The sequence below is a fragment of the Buchnera aphidicola (Pterocallis alni) genome, assembly GCF_964059075.1.
Lineage (GTDB): Bacteria > Pseudomonadota > Gammaproteobacteria > Enterobacterales > Enterobacteriaceae > Buchnera_L > Buchnera_L aphidicola_AN.
The window spans coordinates 46,007-63,724 of sequence record NZ_OZ060377.1; the positions used below are offsets into that span (position 1 = coordinate 46,007).

A 17,718-nucleotide genomic window follows, 5' to 3' on the forward strand; every position below is an offset into this window, starting at 1 on the left:
TTATATAATTTTATTATTATATATGTGATTTTTTTGATAATTGTTGATTAATTTTCCATAATATTTTTTTTTCTGTGATATTTAAACCATAATAACGATCTTTATGAATTAAAGTATTATATTTTTTTTCTAAAGCTATTTGATATATTTTTTTAATTAAATGAATAAATACAATTTTTTTTTTTTTAGTATCAATCATATTATTCCAACTTGCTAATTTGTTAATTATATTAAGTTTTTTTTTTTTTGTTCTATAAAATTCAAGAATTTGTCCAGTATTAATATGATTATATTGTTTACATAGTGAAAATATTTCCATAAATAATGATAGTCCGGGTATATGCATTTTTTTAAATTCGTAAATAGAACATGGAATAATTTGATGTAGGTTTGGTTTTTGTAAAATTAAACTTATTAATATACGCATATTAGTTGGTTTAATATCTAATATATTATAATGATAGTATTTTTTTTCTTGAAACAGTTTATTTAATTCATAATGATCTATAATTCCAATTTGTATTCCTAATTTTTTTTTTAGATGCATTCTGATAAATTTGTCAGGTATTTTGTTAATTAGTGGTATAGCTTTTTTGATTAATTGTATTTTTTTGTATATAGAATCTATTTTATTTTTTTGATTTATTATATTCATTAAAAAAAAATCGAATATATTGACGGAATTTTTTATCCTTTTTTTAAATTTTTTTGTTCCCTCTTTATGTATAATGCTATCGGGGTCTTCTCCTTGAGGTAAAAAAATAAATTTTATACTTCTATAGTTTATAAGGTATGATAATGCTATTTTCAAAGTTCTCCAAGCTGCTTTGATTCCTGCTACATCTCCATCATAACAATATATAATATTATCAGTTTTTTGAAATAGTACTTTAATTTGATTCTTTGTAGTTATCGTACCTAATGATGATACTGTATCTTTAATATTATATTGTACTAATGATATAACATCAAAATATCCTTCTACTACTAGTATATATTTTATTTTATTTTTTTTTTGATAAATTTGGTAAATTCCGTATAAAATATTACTTTTATTAAAAATATATGTATTAGAAGAGTTAATATATTTTGGATTATTAGCATTGATGGTTCTTCCCCCTAAAGCGATAATTTTACCATATTTATTTTGTATAGGAAAAATAATTCTATTTTTAAATCTTTCATATTGTGTATTGTTTGTATTGTTATATAGTATACCTAATTTTATTAAACTATAAATATATTTTTTATTTTTTTTGATTATCGGGTTTGATAATAAAGTATTTATTTGTGCAAATCCAATTTGAAAATATTTAATCATTGCATTGTTTATTTTTCTTTTTTTTAAGTATTTTTGTGCTATGTGAGAGTTTTTATTTTGTAAGTTAAAGTAATATAATTTTGATGCTATTTCTATAATTTTATATAATTTTTTTTTTTTACAGTATTGTTGTTGAATCTTTTCATTAAAAAATTTGTATGGTATGTGAATATTAAATACATTAGAAATTGTTTGAATACTATCTAAAAATGATGATTGGTTGTATTTCATTAAGAAATCTATTATATTTCCGTGCGCATTACATCCAAAACAATGAAAATATTGTTTATTTTCATTAATAGAAAAAGAAGGTGTTTTTTCATTATGAAAAGGGCAAATACTATAGTAATTTTTTCCTATTTTTTGTAATTTAATATACATTTCAATTAATTGAACAATATTTGTTTGATCTAGTATGTTTTTTATAATATCTGGAGGTATGAAATAATTCATAATTTTATTATTTATATATATATGTAAAGTGACCGTGCTGAAAATATTAGTACGGTCTCAAGTTAATATTTTATATTCTTGAATGTGTTTTAATACATTTTGATACGTTTAGTATTTTCTCTTAAAATTTTTTTAGATAATCTTTTAACAGCTGATGCTTTTGCTCTTTTTCGTTGTGTGGTTGGTTTTTCATAAAATTCTCTTCTTCTCATTTCCGATAGTATACCGGATTTTTCACACGCTCGTTTAAATCTTCTTAATGCAACATCAAATGGTTCATTTTCTCTTAATTTAATTATTGGCATATTATATTTTCTCATTATTGAAAACAGTTTAATATATAATTAATTATATATTATATAATTCTTTTATTATAAATATTTAAATATATTATTTTTTTTGTATATATGCGTATATTAGGAATTGAAACTTCATTTGATGATACAGGAGTGGCAGTTTATGATAGTGATTCAGGTTTATTAATAAATGAATTATATAGTCAGTCGATGCATAATCAATATGGAGGAGTGGTACCTGAATTAGCTGCTCGAGATCATGTAAACAAATTAGCTCCTTTAATATTTAGTATTATGGAAAATAAAAAAATATCTTTTAATACTATTAATGCTATTGCTTATACAGCCGGTCCTGGTTTAGCTGGTTCTTTGCTTGTTGGTGCTGCGCTAAGCTGTTCTTTAGCTTATTCTTGTGGTATTCCTGTAATACCAATTAATCATATGGAAGGACATTTATTATCTCCTAGGTTAACGAATAATATTTTTAATTTTCCAGTGGTGGTATTATTAATTTCAGGTAAACATACGCAATTAATTTTTGCTAGTAAATTTGGAAAATATGATTTATTAGGTGAAACTTTAGATGATGCTGTAGGAGAGGTTTTTGATAAGATTGCTAAGGCTTTAAATTTAGGTTATCCAGGAGGATCAAAATTATCGCATTTTGCTAAAAATGGAAGAGGTGGAACATTTCGTTTTCCAACACCAATGAAATATAGTAATAATTTTAATTTTAGTTTTTCTGGTATTAAAACATTTACTTTAAATTTAATTAATAAAAATTTTGGTGATATTAATATATGTTATGATATTGCTTATGGTTTTGAACATGCTATTGTAGATGTATTAATTTATAAATGTCACCAAGCATTAAAAAAAATGGGAGTCAATAGATTAGTGATTGCTGGGGGGGTAAGTGCTAATATGACATTAATAACAAAAATGAAAGATATGTTAAAATTACATAATGGAATCTTGTATGTTCCTGACCCCATTTTTTGTACTGATAATGCTGCTATGATTGCGTATGCTGGTATGTTACGTTTTAAAAAAAAAAAATATACTAATATAGATATTATGGTAAATCCGAATTGGGTAATTACAGATATTTAATGTAAATATGAAATTATTATATTTTATTGTAAATATAATATTAAATCTTCAATTGTTATTATTGGCATTTTATATAATTTAGAAAACTGTATGATTTCTTTATTTTTAGACATGGTACCATTTTTATTTGTTAATTCACAAATAACACTCATAGGTTTGTATCCAGCTAAAATCATTAATGTAATAGATGCTTCTGTGTGCCCCGGTCTGGATAATATCCCGTTTTGATGTGCACATAATGGAAAAATATGTCCAGGTCGATTTAGATCTTGTGGTATTACTGTTTCAGAAGTAGCTGTTTGGATAGTTTTTAATCTGTCTTGTGCAGATACACCACTAGAAACTCCTTGGGCAGATTCAATACTAACAGTAAAACCTGTTTGGTATTTACTGGTATTGTTTTTTACCATCATAGGTAAATGTAATTGTTTTCTTTTTAATTCTGTAATACATAAACATATTATTCCGCTACCATATCGGATTGATAATGCCATTTGCCGTACTGTCATGTTTTCACAACAAAATACTAAATCGCCTTCATTTTCACGATTTTTATTATCTATAATGATAATTCCTTTATTTTTTTTTAATGAATATATTGCTTGTTTAATTCTGTTTTTATAATTTCCATATTTTGATAATATTTTTTTATTCATAAACACCTTTCATTATTAATGCATATCATGTTAATAATGTACTAATTTACAGTATTGGACATATTTTTTATATATATTATTAAAATACTTATTATTCTATAATTGGTTATTTCATATTTTGTTTGTATAAGTATATTTTAAAGAAAATATTATATTTCACGGTACTAAAAGACTAGCACCGTGTGTTATATGTTATTTATTTTATAACTTCCATTATTATTGTTTTTCCAGATATGGTAGTTCCTGAATATTTTTTAATTTTTTTTACTTGATCCATATTAGATATAACAATAGGTGTTATTGTAGATTTTGCATACTTTTGTAAAAATTTTAAGTCGTACTCGATAATTGTTTCGCCCATCGTAATATTCTGATTATCTTGAGCTATTTGTTTAAATCCTTTTCCTTTTAGTAATACTGTATCAATGCCAAAATGTACAAATAATTCAATTCCATCTTTGGTCATGATGGAAAAAGCATGCATGGTTTTAAATATTATTCCAATTTTTCCTGTGATGGGAGCTACGATTCTTTTTCCGTTAGGTTGAATAGCTATTCCATCACCTACTATTCTTTCAGAAAATACTTTATCTGGTACAGAATCAAGCGTGACAATTGTTCCTGATATTGGTGCTATGATATTTGTTTTTTGTTGTGGTGTTTTTTTGAAAAAATTATATAATATATTCATAATATATGATTCATTTGTATATTAATAATAGATTTTTATACATTTTATTGTTTTATAAAATCATTAATAGTTTTTATTATTTGTGTTGATGTTTTTTGGGATAGTACTAATTTTGCTAATTTTTGTGCATATTTAAATTTATTTTCTCTAATAATTTGTTTTATTTCTGGAATTGATGATGGATTCATACTAAATTCATTTAATCCCATACCTAATAGTAAAATAGTAGCTTGTGTATTACTGGCTAATTCACCACACATACCAGTCCATTTATTGTGTGCATGAGAATTATTAATTACTTTTTGAATTAATTTTAAAACTGATGGACTCATGGGATTATATAGGTGAGATATTAAATCATTTCCTCTGTCTACTGCCAAGGTATATTGTGTTAAATCATTTGTTCCAATACTAAAAAAGTCTACTTCTTGTATTAATAGATTAGAAATAATGGCAGATGCTGGTGTTTCTATCATTATTCCTACTTGGATATTTTTATCAAATAATATTTTTTTTTTTTTTAGATTATATTTTATTTTTTCTATTTCTATTTTTAATTTTTGTATTTCTTCTAAAGAAATAATCATAGGAAATAATATTTTTAGTTTTCCAAAAATAGATGCTCTAAGAATTGCTGTTAATTGTGTATGCAAAATTTCTTTTTTCGTCATACTAATTCTAATAGCTCTACAACCAAGGAATGGGTTTTCTTCTTTTGGTAGATTTAAGTATGGAAGATTTTTATCTCCTCCTATATCCATTGTTCTAATAATGATAGATTTGTTTTTCATTATTAGTGCTGCTTGTTTGTATGCTTGAAACTGTTCTTCTTCTGTAGGTAATGTATTGCGTTGCATAAATAAAAATTCTGTACGATATAATCCAATGGATTCTGCTCCGTATTTTTGAGCGTTATTTATATCGTTTATATTACTTACATTTGCACTAATTGTTATTTTGTGATTATCTATAGTAATAGCATGGAATTTTTTTAATTTACATAATTCTTTTTTTTTTAATTCGTATTGTATTTTTTTTTTTTTAAATATTTTAATATTCTCTTGATTTGGATTGATTAATATTTTGTTTTTAATACCATCAAGGATGACATAATCTCCTTTTTTTACTTTTTTTGTAATGTTTCCTGTTCCCACAATAGCAGGAATTTCTAATGATCTTGCTATAATAGAAGTATGAGATGTTTCTCCTCCTAAATCTGTAATAAAACCTAAAATATATTTAAAATTTATTTGAGCAGTTTCGGATGGAGTTAATTCTTTAGTTATTATTATTACTTTTTTTTTTATATTTTGTAAATCTATATTTTGTAAGTTTAATAAATTTTTTAATAATCTATCTTGTATATCTTGCATATCTATAATTCTATTTTTTAGATATGTATCATTTATTTTATTCATTTGTTGGATTTGTTCAGAAAAAATTTTGTGAATTGCAAAATCTGCTGTATGAAGATTGTTTTTTATAAAAAAAATTATTTCTTTTTCTAATTCAATATCTTCTAATATCATAATATGTCCGTAGAAGATATTATTGGTTTTTTTATTTAATATAGTATTTGATTTTTCTTGAATTGTTTTTAGTTGTTTAATTGTTTTATTTTTTGCATGAAGAAATTTTGTTATTTCTTGATGAATATTTTTTTGTATTATTTTTTTTGGATTTATTGTAATCGGTTCTTTTTTTAATAGAAATGTTTCTCCGTAAGCAATACCTGTAGATGCTAAAATACCTGCAATCATAATATTACCTTTAATTTGAGTATTATTTTGTTTTTTAATATGTTTATATTATTAAAATAGAATTTATTAATATATTTATATAATAAATATTTTATGATACATGAATTATTTCATTTGTGAAATAAATTGTATAATTTTTTCTACAGTTTCTTGTTCATCTTCTCCATTGGCAGATATCGTAATAATGGAGTCTTTAGAAATTCCTAATGTTTGTAGTTGGAATAAACTTTTTCCATTTACTGTCTTGTCGTTATATGTAATGTTAATTTCTGACTTAAATTGTTGAGCATATTTTATTAATTGTGCTGCTGGTCTAATATGTAAACCATGTTTACAATTAATTTTGATTTTTTTTTGAAACATTTTTATTTTTCTTAATATAATTATTTAGTTTTTAATATACCATTATTATGGTATTTTTTTAAATATTTTTACAATTTTAGTATTTTGATAATGATGTTATTTAATTGATTTTTTATCAATTTGGTTTTGTGATACTATATATGTATTTTTTATAATTATTGCAATAGTATTTTTTTGATTTTATATAATTAAAATAATATTTAATCAATATCTTGTTATACATTGTATGAAAAAAAAAAAAAAAATTTTTTCTATATTACAAAAAATTATTAGTTATCATGATTATTTGTATTATGTTTTAGATCACCCTTTAATTTCAGATGTAGAATATGATTTTTTAGTAAGTAAATTAAATAAAAAAAAAAAAAATAATTTTTTATTTGTTAAAAATATAAGAAATGATTATGACCGTGATAAATTATTGCAACAATTAAAATGGGGTAATCATTTATATCCTATGTTATCATTAAAAAGTATTTTTCAAATCAATAGTTTTTTAAATTTTTATAATAAGATAACAGAAAGATTAAATCATTATAAAAAAATAAATTTTTTTTGTGATGTTAAATTTGATGGATTAGCATTAAGTTTATTATATAGAAAAGGATTTTTAGTTCGTGCTTTAACTAGAGGGGATGGAATATGTGGAGAGGATGTGACTGAAAATGCTAGAATGATACAAAATATTCCTCAATATTTATTAGGTGATGATTACCCGGAATTATTAGAAGTACGAGGTGAAGTATGTATGTTAAAACAAGATTTTAATAGATTAAATTTATCTCTTAAAAAAAAAAAAAAAAAAACATTTTCTAATTCTAGAAATGCTGCTGCAGGTTCTATACGACAAAAAAATCCTATAGTTACTAAAAAAAGAAAATTATTTTTTTATTGTTATAGTGGTTATATTTTTGATAATACTTTGATTATGTATAATCATTCAGATCAATTAAAATATTTACACCAATGTGGTTTTCATATAAGTAAATATATTTTATTATCTTGCGATTGCAAATCTATATTAGATTTTTATTACTTTATTGAAAAAATTCGTAATCTTCTTGCCTTTCATATTGATGGTATTGTAATTAAATTAGATTCAATAGAATTACAACAATTAATAGGTTATAATACTAAATTTCCTAAATGGGCTATTGCTATAAAATTTATTTCTAAAGAATCGAAAACTCAATTAATATCAGTGCATTATCAAATTGGGAGAACAGGCATTGTTACTCCTGTAGGGTATGTAAAACCTGTTATATTATCTGGTGTGATTATTAAAAAAGTTTCTTTATATAATAAAAATGAACTGAATAAACTAGATTTACATATGTATGATACTGTATTAATAAAACGAGTAGGTGATGTTATACCTAGAATATGTTCTGTTTTTATAAAAAAAAGATTACATAATACTAACAAGATTTGTTTTCCTCAATATTGTACTTCATGTAATTCATTACTACAATATAATAATAATACAAATATTATACAATGTATTGCTGGGGAAAATTGCATATCGCAATGTGTGAAAAATATTGAACATTTTTTTTCTAAAGAAGCTTTATATGTACAAGGATTGGGTTATAAAATTATTAAAAAATTATTTGATAATAAATATATTAAAAATGTTTTAGATTGTTTTAAATTAGATGTGATAATTTTATCTAAATTAAAATTTTTAGGGTATCAATCTGCTATTAAATTAGTTTATGAAATTGAAAAATGTAAGCATACTACTTTAGGTAGATTTATTTATGCTTTAGGTATTGATTCTATTGGTTTAGAGAATGCTACTTTTATTGCTGATTATTTTGGTTCTATAAAAAAAATTATGAATTGTAGTATACATGAATTAAGAGATATTAGAAATATTGGTTCTATTACTGCTAATAATTTTTTACATTTTATTAGAAATAATAAAAAAAAATTATATATTAATCAATTAATTAATGAAATTGGAATTACTTTTCTTAACAAAATAAAAATTGTACACCAGGAAAAAAGTATATTTTTTTTAAATAAAAAAATTGTTTTAACTGGTAAATTTTTAAATTGGTCTAGGAAAGAAATCACTACTCATATAGTTCATTTGGGTGGTATCGTGTGTAGTAGTGTATCTAGTAGAATTAATTATTTAATAGTTGGTCAAAATCCTGGATCTAAAATACAAAAAGCATTAAAATATAATGTTAAGATTATAAAAGAATCTGAAATATTAGATTTAATATTGAAAAAAAAATAATTTTAATATTGGTGGGTCGTGCAGGATTTGAACCTGCGACCAATTGATTAAAAGTCAACTGCTCTACCAACTGAGCTAACGACCCAATGTTTATCATGGGTAATGACGGATTTGAACCGCCGACTTCCTCCGTGTAAAGGAGGCGCTCTACCAACTGAGCTAATCACCCGTAATATTATACTACTTATACTATTGTAAGTATCAAAAAAAACTAGTCAACACTTTTTTTAATAAAAATTTTTATATGTTTGTTTTTAATAACATAACAACTAAAGAATAATTTGATTTATATTAAGATTATAACATTGATTTAAGGAAAATATAAAATATGCATATTAAAACTAGATTTGCTCCTAGCTCGAGTGGGTTATTACATATAGGTAATATACGTACAGCGTTATATTCTTGGTTATTTGCTAAAAAACATGGCGGTTCTTTTGTTTTAAGAATAGAAGATACCGATATAAATCGTTCTAATATTCACTTTATACATGATATTATTAAAACATTAAATTGGTTAGGTATACATTGGGATTGTGGTCCATATTTACAAAGTGAAAGATTATTAATTTATAAAGAAAAAATTGATTCGATGTTAGATTCAGGTCATGCATATAAATGTTATTGTTCTGTAGAACGTTTAGAGAAATTACGTTTGTATCAAATATCTCAAGGTCAGAAACCTCAATATGATAGAGTATGTAGAAATAGTAAAGTACAGAGTATTGGAAAAGATTATGTGATAAGATTTAAAAATCCATTATCTGGTCAAGTATGTTTTCATGATCAAATTAGAGGTAAAATAATATTTAATAATTTGGAATTAGATGATTTAATTATTCAACGTAGAAATGGTATGCCTACGTATAATTTTTGTGTGGTAATTGATGATTTATTAATGGGTATTACTCATGTTATAAGAGGAGAAGATCATATTAACAATACTCCTAGACAAATTAATATTTTAACATCTTTACATGCTTTTATTCCACATTATGCGCATGTTTCTATGGTAATTGATCATGATAAGAATAATTTATCTAAAAGAAAAAGTGCAATGAGTATTTTAAAATATAAAAATAGTGGTTTTTTAAAAGAAGCAATTTTAAATTATGTATTAAAATTAGGTTGGTCATATGGTGATAGAGAAATTTTTAATATTTTAGAGATGAAAAAATTATTTTCTATAAGAAATATTAATAAATCAGCTAGTGAGTTTAATTTTAATAAGTTACTTTGGTTTAATAATTATTATTTAAATAATTTACCGATTAATGATTATTTAATTAATATTTTTAAAAAACGTTTAATACATGATAAAATTTTTTACAAAAATGGTCCTAAATTATCTAGTATTATCAGTTTATTAAGAAGTAGATGTAATACTATCAATGAAATGTCTATTCAATCATTATTTTTTTTCACCAGAATAAAATATTTTCATAATAATTTAATTAAAAAATATTGTATTAAGGAGAATATATTGTTATTAAGTATAATTTATAAAAATTTATTTTTTATAAAAAATTGGAGTGCTGAAAATATTATTTTGATACTAAAAAAAATATCTATTAAATATAACTGTTTAATTAAAAACATATGTATGCCGGTAAGAATTGCAATTACTGGAATGGAGAACACTCCCAGTATTAATCATATTGTTGAAATTATAGGTAAAAAAGAATCATTAATTAGAATAAGAATTTTTTATTCTTTTATTAAAAAGAATTTTTTTTAAGATAATATATTTTGTACAATATTATTTAATTTTTTATTTACATTATTTTATAAATATTTTGTAATATAATAATATTTTATTACTTGATATATTAAAATATATAATATTATTTTTGTGTATTAATAGTACTTAATTTAAATTTTATATGTTATAAAGTTGTAAAAATTTTTTTATTATTTTTTAACTGTTTATATGATTTTTTTATAAAATATTTTATTACGATAGTATAAAATTATTTTTTTTATAAGTAGGAAAATAACATGAGTATAAATTCTATCAAAGATAGTAATACAGAATCAGAGATGAAAAATTATAACTTTAATAATTCATTTTTTAAAAATTTTAGTATGTATTTTATGGTTTTATTTTTTATTATTTTGATAGTAATATTACGTATTTTTTATTTTCCGAATATTAAATATCAATTAATTTGTAATAATTTATCACATAATGATAGTATGTTAATTATATCACATTTATCGGATATGAAAATTGCTTATCGATATAATATGGATACTAGAGAGTTATCTGTTCCAGAAAAGAATATCAGTCAAGTAAATAATATGTTATTATTAGAGGGATTACCTAGAGATAATAATATTGGTTTTGAGTTATTTGATAAAGATCAATTTGGAATGAGTCAATATAATACCAATATAAATTATCAGAGAGCTTTAGAGGGTGAATTAATTAGATTAATTCAAAAAATTCATTTTGTTAAATTTGTTACATTACATATAGTAATTCCTAATTCTTCTATTTTTATGCAGGATCAAATATCTCCTTCTGTTTCAGTAGTATTAGGATGTAAAGATGGAAAAGTTTTAAGTTCGGAACAATGTTTTGCTATTCTGAATTTAATTCGTGCTAGTATTCCAAATCTTCGTTTAGAAAATATAGTGATATTAGATGAAAATGGAAATTATTTAAATCATGTAAATAATGATCATAATAATATTAGTATTACGAAATAATAATATTTTTTAATTTTTTCAGAGTAAATTATGATATTTAAATGGAATATTGATAAAAATATTTTTTATATAAAATATATAAATATAATCTTTTTATTGTTTTAAGGATATAAAAAGTGATATATATAAATATTAATAATATAATAGTATCATTATTAATGTAAAAAAATTTTAAATATGTTTATATTTAATAATACATTAAATATTTTTATAATAAAATAATATTATTTTATAATATAATAGATTGTATTTAATTTATTATCATTTATTAAACATATTTTTATATTTTTATTATCAAAATAAAATGTAATTTTAAATTAACGAAATATTGATAATGTTATTATGATACTTGAAATAATTTACAGTATTTTATTTATTTTTTTATACATATTTTATTATTTATATATTTTAAATAATATTTTTATTTTTTTATATTCTATATTCTATAATATAATATATTGAAATTTCATTTAAGTATAGGTACACGCAATAATTTCATAGCTATAATTGTATATATTACTATATGTAGAATTAATAAAATTTTTTTATAAAAGATAAATGTATTTTATGTTATAGAATAAAAACATATTATTTTAATTAATTTTTATGAATTTATATAAATATTATATTTTATATTATTAAATTATAATTATAATATAAATTATTAAATATATTATTTTGTAATAGTTAAAATATATATTTTATATTATCTCAATATTTTTTATAATATATTTTATTAATTTATATAACTATATATAAATTTTTATATTGTATATTATATACGAATATTTATTTCTAATAATGAAAATAATCAATTTTTATAACATCATATTTTCATAATTGATATTTTGTATAATACGATAGTTGATATAATATTTATAATATATTGTTCATTTTTAATGTTATATATTATTTTTTTATATTTATATAGATTATTAATACAAGATTGAATTTTATTATTTTTTTGATTTACATAATTATTTTAAATTAATATAAATGTTTTATAGTTTATATAAACATTTTAATACTATTATTTATTTAATTATGGTATACATTTAGTATGTTATTTCATATATAGTTATGTTAATATTTTATTATACTAATATGATTTTGTTAAATATATAGATATTAAAACTAACCATTTTATATAATAATATTATCACAATTTCATAATTTAAAAGATTTGAATGAATATTTGATGATTGATTAAATGGATTAATATGATTATGTTAATTGCAAATGATTTATTTACATATTGTATTTAAAATTAAATTATTTATTAATATTTAATTGATTTTATATATTACGGAAGTAAATATGTTAATGAAATTATTTATATTTTTTGTATTATTGATGCATAGTGTGAATGTAAATGCGTCCGAGTTACCTAATTTTTTAAGTTATAGTATATTGAATAATATAAATATGTATACTTTGTTTCATCAAAAAATATTTTTTATTGTTTTTTTATCTTTTTTCCCAGTTTTAATTTTATTAACAACAAGTTTTACTAGAATTATTATTATTTTAAGTTTGTTAAGAAATGCATTAGGAATACCATATTTACCTCCTAATCAAATTTTATTTAGTATGTCAATTTTTTTAACTTTTTTTATCATGAGCCCAACAATAGATAAAATTTATAAAGAATCATATTTACCATTACATGAAAATAAAATTCAAATCAATGAAGCTGTTATCAAAGGTATAAAACCAATGCATGATTTTATGTTACATCAAACAAGGAAATCTGATTTGTTATTATTTTATAATTTATCGCATATTAAAAATACATGTTACAAAAATAATGTTCCTTTAATTATATTAATTCCAGCATTTATCACTAGTGAATTAAAAACAGCATTTCAAATTGGATTTACTATTTTTATACCTTTTTTAATAATAGATTTAGTAGTTTCAAGTGTTTTAATTGCTTTAGGGATGATGATGGTGCCTCCATCTACTGTAGCTCTTCCTTTTAAATTAATATTATTTGTATTAATTGATGGTTGGAAATTAATCTTTTCTTCTTTAGTGGAAAGTTTTTATTAAATTAAATAATATATAATTTATTAAATGAGATGATTTATGAGTAATGAATTGATATCAAATATATTTTTTGAATCTATTAAAGTCATGATAATGTTTTCAGCTCCATTATTATTATCTATTTTATTTACTGGTTTAACGGTAAGTATTTTACAAACAATTACTCAAATCAATGAATACACATTATCTTTTATTTTAAAGGTTATATCAATATTTTTAGTTTTTATGTTTTTTGGATCTTGGATAGTGCATATAATTGCTGATTATATGATTCATGTCATTAAAATTATTCCTTCATTGGTTTTTTATGTTCATATATAAACCATTTCTTTTAGATTGGAATGCGTTGGTTATTGTAATATTTAGAATTTTTTCAACTATATATATAGTTTCTATATTTGGTGATACTATAGTAGATATTAAAATTAAATTTTTTTTATCTATATGTATTGCATTATTAATTTTTCCTTTTATTTCATATCATCAAGTTATATTATTATCAATTTTAGGTGTATTAATTTTTATTAAACAAATATTTATTGGTTTTTTTATAGGATGGTTAATTAATGTAATATTATCTATAACTATTGTGATGGGTGAAATAATTAGTTTACAAATTGGTTTATCATGTATCAATTCATTAAATCTTAGTATTTATATGAATATTTCTACTATATCAAGTTTATTAAACATGTTATTATTGTTATTATTTTTATCAATGAATGGTCATTTATTAATTATTTATTTGATTGCTAAAAGTTTTGATTTTATACCAATCAATGATTTTTTATTTAACATACATTATTTATTTTCTTTTATTCAAATTTTTAACAAAGTATTTATTTTTGGCGTAATATTATCTTTACCTATCATTATTATTGTATTTTTATTGAATATATTAATTGGTTTTTTAAGTAAAATGTCTTATCCAATGTCAGTATTTTATATTGGATTTCCAATTAGTGTTTTATTAAGTATGATGATTTTATTATTTTCTAATGCAATTATTATAAATTCATTAATATATTTAATAAAGTATTTATTAAATTTTTTATTATATAGTCTTCGTACTTATAAATAATAAGAATATTATATGATATATTTATATATTTATTAATTAAAATTTATAATATATATAAATATAAAAATATATCATATATATCTTAGATATAAATGCTATTTAATTTTTGCTTCATTATATAATATATGTTTTCTAATTTTAGGATCGTATTTTTTTAAATGCATTTTTTTTTGATTAGATTTTTTATTTTTTGTTGTTGTATAATAATGTTTAGAGCCAGAAGAAGATACGAGTTTTATTTTTTCTCTTTTACTTTTAGCCATTTTTATTTCCTTTTTTTATAAAATATTCAATTCCTTTTTTATCAATTATTCTTATTCCTTTTGTTGAAACTTTTAATTTAATAAATTTTTGGATTTTTGAATGCCAAAATTTTTTATATTGTAAATTAGGTAAAAACTTTTTTTTTGTTGCATTCATAGCATGTGATCTATTATTTCCAAACATAGATTTTTTTTTAGTGATAGTACAAATATTAGACATATATACCTCGTATATTAAATTTAATGGAATTTGAATTATGTATCATGATATTTATTTTATTTTATGGTCAAATAGATATTGTATTTAACATGAATTATTTTTTAGAGTATTGATAAATTGATTTTTGTATTTCTTGTTTAGCAGATTGTACATCTTCAAAACCAATAATTTTAACCCATTTTTTTTTTTCTAAGTCTTTATAATGTTTAAAAAAATGTATAATTTTATCTTTTTGAAATGTTGGTAAATTGTGTATATCGTTAATGTTGTTATAATTTATACATATATTATTGTGTGGTAGAGCAATAATTTTATTATCTACTCCAGATTCATCAATCATTTTTAATATACCAATTGGTTTACATTGTATCACGCATCCTGGTTGTAATGATTCTGAAATAGGAATTAATACATCTAACGGATCTCCATCATCAGATAACGTATTATTAATATAACCATAATTACATGGATAGATCATTGCGGTAGGTATAAGACGATCAACAAATAATATTTGTGTATTTTTATTAATTTCATATTTGATAGAATGTGTATTATTTGGTATTTCAATAATCACATATATATCTTCTGGTATATTTTTTCCAGATGGAATATATTTTAGGTTCATAGAATATCAATTTCATTATAAAATAAATAATATTATTAATATATTATATTATAATTATGTTAAATGAAAATATTTTTTATCTTATATATTATATTATACAGTATATTAATTGCTTGATAAATCAATTTATTAAATTAAATATATTGATATATATTAAAATATTTTGAATAATTTTTTAATATCTTCTTGATATAATGATATTATTGATTTTTGTGTATATCACATGATTAATTTTTTATGGAATAAAGAGATACATCTTGATATATATTTTATATAATCGTGATATGTGTATCAAGTATATATTTAAATATTTTAATTTTTATGAAAATATATTAAATATTTTTAAACAATTAATTTTAAAATTTATTAAATATTAATGACTTGATTTTATAAAATTTTATTATGATATTTTTATATATTTATATTTTATATATTGTTTTTATATAATATGATAATATTCAATATATTTTCTATGTATGTATTTAAAGTATTTAAGTGTTACATTTATTATTTCCATCTATATAATACAAATCTTAATGTATGTATTTTTTGACCTATAAGCCGGGTTCTGTTGTTAAACAGTCATTTATCTAGGCTAATAATTGCTTATTAGCTCAATCGGTTTACCCAGATTATTAAATACGAGCAGTATTATTAATCTTATTTAACCTTTCTCCAGGTGGAGTTTACCATGCTACATTTATTACTAAATGTACGGTGCGCTCTTAACACACCTTTTCACCCTTACTATTTATTAAAATTTATTAATAAAAGCGGTATATTTTCTGTTGCACTGGTCGTCATAAATTGCCCAGATGTTATCTGGCACCTTGCTCTATGGAGCCCGGACTTTCCTCTGTTAATTATTTAATTATCAGCGACTGTTTGGTCAAATATATAATAATATATTTTTTATTTTTTGTCATGTTGAAATTGATTAATAGTATATTTATATAAATCATTTTTCTTTATTTTAAAAATTTTAGATATTAATTCTATTGATTTTTTCATAGAAAGATATTTAATTAAAAGATGAAGTGTTTTTTTTATTTTCGAGGATATGATTTTTTTTTTTTTTTTCTTATGTTTAATTAGCAGTGTTATTTCTCCCTTTTGTCTACATGGATCTTTTTGTAACCATGTTAATATTTGTATTGATGTCCCATATTTAATTTTTTCCCATTTTTTTGTTATTTCTTTTGCGAACACAATTTTTCTTTTACTTCCTAAAATATTTGTGATATCATTAAGGGTATGAATGATTCTATGACAAGATTCGTATAATATAACAGTTGTTTGTTTATTTTTTATTTTTTTAAGAAAATTAATACGTGTGTTTTTTTTTTTTGGTATAAATCCTGCATAATAAAATGTATTACTTGATAGTCCTGAGGCGCTTAATGCGGTAATTGCTGCGCATGGTCCAGGAATTGGTATTACGGTTATATTTTCTTTATGACATGTATGGACTAATTCGTATCCTGGATCATTAATAACAGGTGTTCCAGCATTAGAAACTAATGCAATTGTTTTAGTTTTTAACAAACTAATGATTTTTTGAGTTTGGTTATTTTCATTATATTTATGAAAAGATATAATAGTATTTTTTATTTTTAATATTTTTAATAAATTATTTGTATATTTTGTATTTTCAGCTATGATTAAATGCACTGTTTTTAGTATATTTAGTGCTCTATCACTGATATCTTGTATATTTCCTATCGGTGTGGGTACTATATATAGTATTCCTATATTTTTATTATTCATATTTTATTATATTAATAATTTATATTAATTATAGTATATAAATTTTAAAAAGTATTTTAATATAATAAGAAAATAATTAATAATATTAATTTTATTATGA

General features: G+C 20.9%; 17 protein-coding genes, 2 tRNA genes and 1 other RNA gene. 7 read left to right on the forward strand and 13 right to left on the reverse strand.

The features are described 5' to 3' along the window. Positions 1 to 16 precede the first annotated feature (16 nt). Entirely contained in the window at positions 17 to 1,774 is a 1,758-nt protein-coding gene (dnaG, locus tag AB4W54_RS00215; RefSeq protein WP_367674485.1) for a DNA primase, read from the reverse strand. Positions 1,775 to 1,863: 89 nt separating this feature from the next. Then, positions 1,864 to 2,079: a 30S ribosomal protein S21 gene (rpsU, locus tag AB4W54_RS00220; protein WP_367674486.1), complete on the reverse strand. Its 216-nt coding sequence runs from the start codon at positions 2,077 to 2,079 to the stop codon at positions 1,864 to 1,866. A gap of 102 nt (positions 2,080 to 2,181) precedes the next feature. Between rpsU and tsaD the strand changes: the two genes are divergently transcribed. Beyond that, entirely contained in the window at positions 2,182 to 3,183 is a 1,002-nt protein-coding gene (tsaD, locus tag AB4W54_RS00225; protein ID WP_367674487.1) for a tRNA (adenosine(37)-N6)-threonylcarbamoyltransferase complex transferase subunit TsaD, read from the forward strand. Positions 3,184 to 3,206: 23 nt separating this feature from the next. Here the strand turns inward: tsaD and ribB are convergent, their stop codons facing one another. From ribB to AB4W54_RS00245, 4 genes are all read right to left on the reverse strand, one after another. Then, a complete protein-coding gene (gene ribB / locus AB4W54_RS00230) occupies positions 3,207 to 3,839 on the reverse strand; it encodes a 3,4-dihydroxy-2-butanone-4-phosphate synthase (RefSeq protein ID WP_367674488.1) in 633 nt (210 codons plus the stop codon). 196 nt (positions 3,840 to 4,035) lie between these two features. Beyond that, positions 4,036 to 4,530 carry a PTS glucose transporter subunit IIA gene (gene crr, locus AB4W54_RS00235; RefSeq protein ID WP_367674489.1) on the reverse strand — a complete coding sequence of 165 codons (495 nt, stop codon included), beginning with the start codon at positions 4,528 to 4,530 and terminating at the stop codon, positions 4,036 to 4,038. 44 nt (positions 4,531 to 4,574) lie between these two features. Further along, positions 4,575 to 6,290 carry a phosphoenolpyruvate-protein phosphotransferase PtsI gene (gene ptsI, locus AB4W54_RS00240; protein WP_367674490.1) on the reverse strand — a complete coding sequence of 572 codons (1,716 nt, stop codon included), beginning with the start codon at positions 6,288 to 6,290 and terminating at the stop codon, positions 4,575 to 4,577. 105 nt (positions 6,291 to 6,395) lie between these two features. Continuing rightward, positions 6,396 to 6,653 (reverse strand): HPr family phosphocarrier protein, encoded by a 258-nt coding sequence (locus AB4W54_RS00245; protein ID WP_367674491.1) that lies wholly within the window; start codon positions 6,651 to 6,653, stop codon positions 6,396 to 6,398. A gap of 226 nt (positions 6,654 to 6,879) precedes the next feature. Between AB4W54_RS00245 and ligA the strand changes: the two genes are divergently transcribed. Further along, complete coding sequence (ligA, locus tag AB4W54_RS00250) at positions 6,880 to 8,901, forward strand: NAD-dependent DNA ligase LigA (RefSeq protein ID WP_367674492.1); 2,022 nt, start codon at positions 6,880 to 6,882, stop codon at positions 8,899 to 8,901. Between the two features lie 9 nt (positions 8,902 to 8,910). Here ligA and AB4W54_RS00255 read toward each other — a convergent pair. Together AB4W54_RS00255 and AB4W54_RS00260 are read right to left on the reverse strand one after the other, a co-directional pair. Continuing rightward, positions 8,911 to 8,986: transfer RNA gene (locus tag AB4W54_RS00255), tRNA-Lys, on the reverse strand. Positions 8,987 to 8,997: 11 nt separating this feature from the next. After that, a tRNA-Val gene (locus AB4W54_RS00260) sits at positions 8,998 to 9,070 on the reverse strand. 159 nt (positions 9,071 to 9,229) lie between these two features. On the opposite strand from AB4W54_RS00260, the gene gltX reads away from it, so the two are divergent. The 5 genes from gltX (at position 9,230) to AB4W54_RS00285 (ending at position 14,743) form a co-directional block, all read left to right on the forward strand. Further along, positions 9,230 to 10,639, forward strand: a complete 1,410-nt coding sequence (gltX, locus tag AB4W54_RS00265; RefSeq protein ID WP_367674493.1) for a glutamate--tRNA ligase — start codon at positions 9,230 to 9,232, stop codon at positions 10,637 to 10,639. 260 nt (positions 10,640 to 10,899) lie between these two features. Continuing rightward, positions 10,900 to 11,613 (forward strand): flagellar basal-body MS-ring/collar protein FliF, encoded by a 714-nt coding sequence (gene fliF, locus AB4W54_RS00270; RefSeq protein ID WP_367674494.1) that lies wholly within the window; start codon positions 10,900 to 10,902, stop codon positions 11,611 to 11,613. Between the two features lie 1,317 nt (positions 11,614 to 12,930). Beyond that, positions 12,931 to 13,665, forward strand: coding sequence for a flagellar type III secretion system pore protein FliP (gene fliP, locus AB4W54_RS00275; protein WP_367674495.1), 735 nt, complete (start codon positions 12,931 to 12,933; stop codon positions 13,663 to 13,665). Positions 13,666 to 13,701: 36 nt separating this feature from the next. Further along, a complete protein-coding gene (locus AB4W54_RS00280) occupies positions 13,702 to 13,983 on the forward strand; it encodes a flagellar biosynthetic protein FliQ (protein ID WP_367674496.1) in 282 nt (93 codons plus the stop codon). After that, positions 13,970 to 14,743 carry a flagellar biosynthetic protein FliR gene (locus AB4W54_RS00285; RefSeq protein WP_367674497.1) on the forward strand — a complete coding sequence of 258 codons (774 nt, stop codon included), beginning with the start codon at positions 13,970 to 13,972 and terminating at the stop codon, positions 14,741 to 14,743. Before AB4W54_RS00280 ends, AB4W54_RS00285 begins: the two co-directional genes overlap by 14 nt. Positions 14,744 to 14,838: 95 nt before the next feature. Here the strand turns inward: AB4W54_RS00285 and rpmG are convergent, their stop codons facing one another. From rpmG to rsmI, 5 genes are all read right to left on the reverse strand, one after another. Continuing rightward, entirely contained in the window at positions 14,839 to 15,006 is a 168-nt protein-coding gene (gene rpmG / locus AB4W54_RS00290) for a 50S ribosomal protein L33 (RefSeq protein ID WP_367674498.1), read from the reverse strand. Beyond that, positions 14,999 to 15,226: a 50S ribosomal protein L28 gene (gene rpmB, locus AB4W54_RS00295; protein WP_367674499.1), complete on the reverse strand. Its 228-nt coding sequence runs from the start codon at positions 15,224 to 15,226 to the stop codon at positions 14,999 to 15,001. The genes rpmG and rpmB overlap by 8 nt, the downstream gene beginning before the upstream one ends. Positions 15,227 to 15,320: 94 nt before the next feature. Continuing rightward, positions 15,321 to 15,851 carry an inorganic diphosphatase gene (ppa, locus tag AB4W54_RS00300; RefSeq protein WP_367674500.1) on the reverse strand — a complete coding sequence of 177 codons (531 nt, stop codon included), beginning with the start codon at positions 15,849 to 15,851 and terminating at the stop codon, positions 15,321 to 15,323. A gap of 541 nt (positions 15,852 to 16,392) precedes the next feature. Next, an RNA gene (gene rnpB / locus AB4W54_RS00305) (RNase P RNA component class A) lies at positions 16,393 to 16,748 on the reverse strand. A gap of 15 nt (positions 16,749 to 16,763) precedes the next feature. Further along, positions 16,764 to 17,618, reverse strand: a complete 855-nt coding sequence (rsmI, locus tag AB4W54_RS00310; protein WP_367674501.1) for a 16S rRNA (cytidine(1402)-2'-O)-methyltransferase — start codon at positions 17,616 to 17,618, stop codon at positions 16,764 to 16,766. Positions 17,619 to 17,718 lie beyond the last annotated feature (100 nt).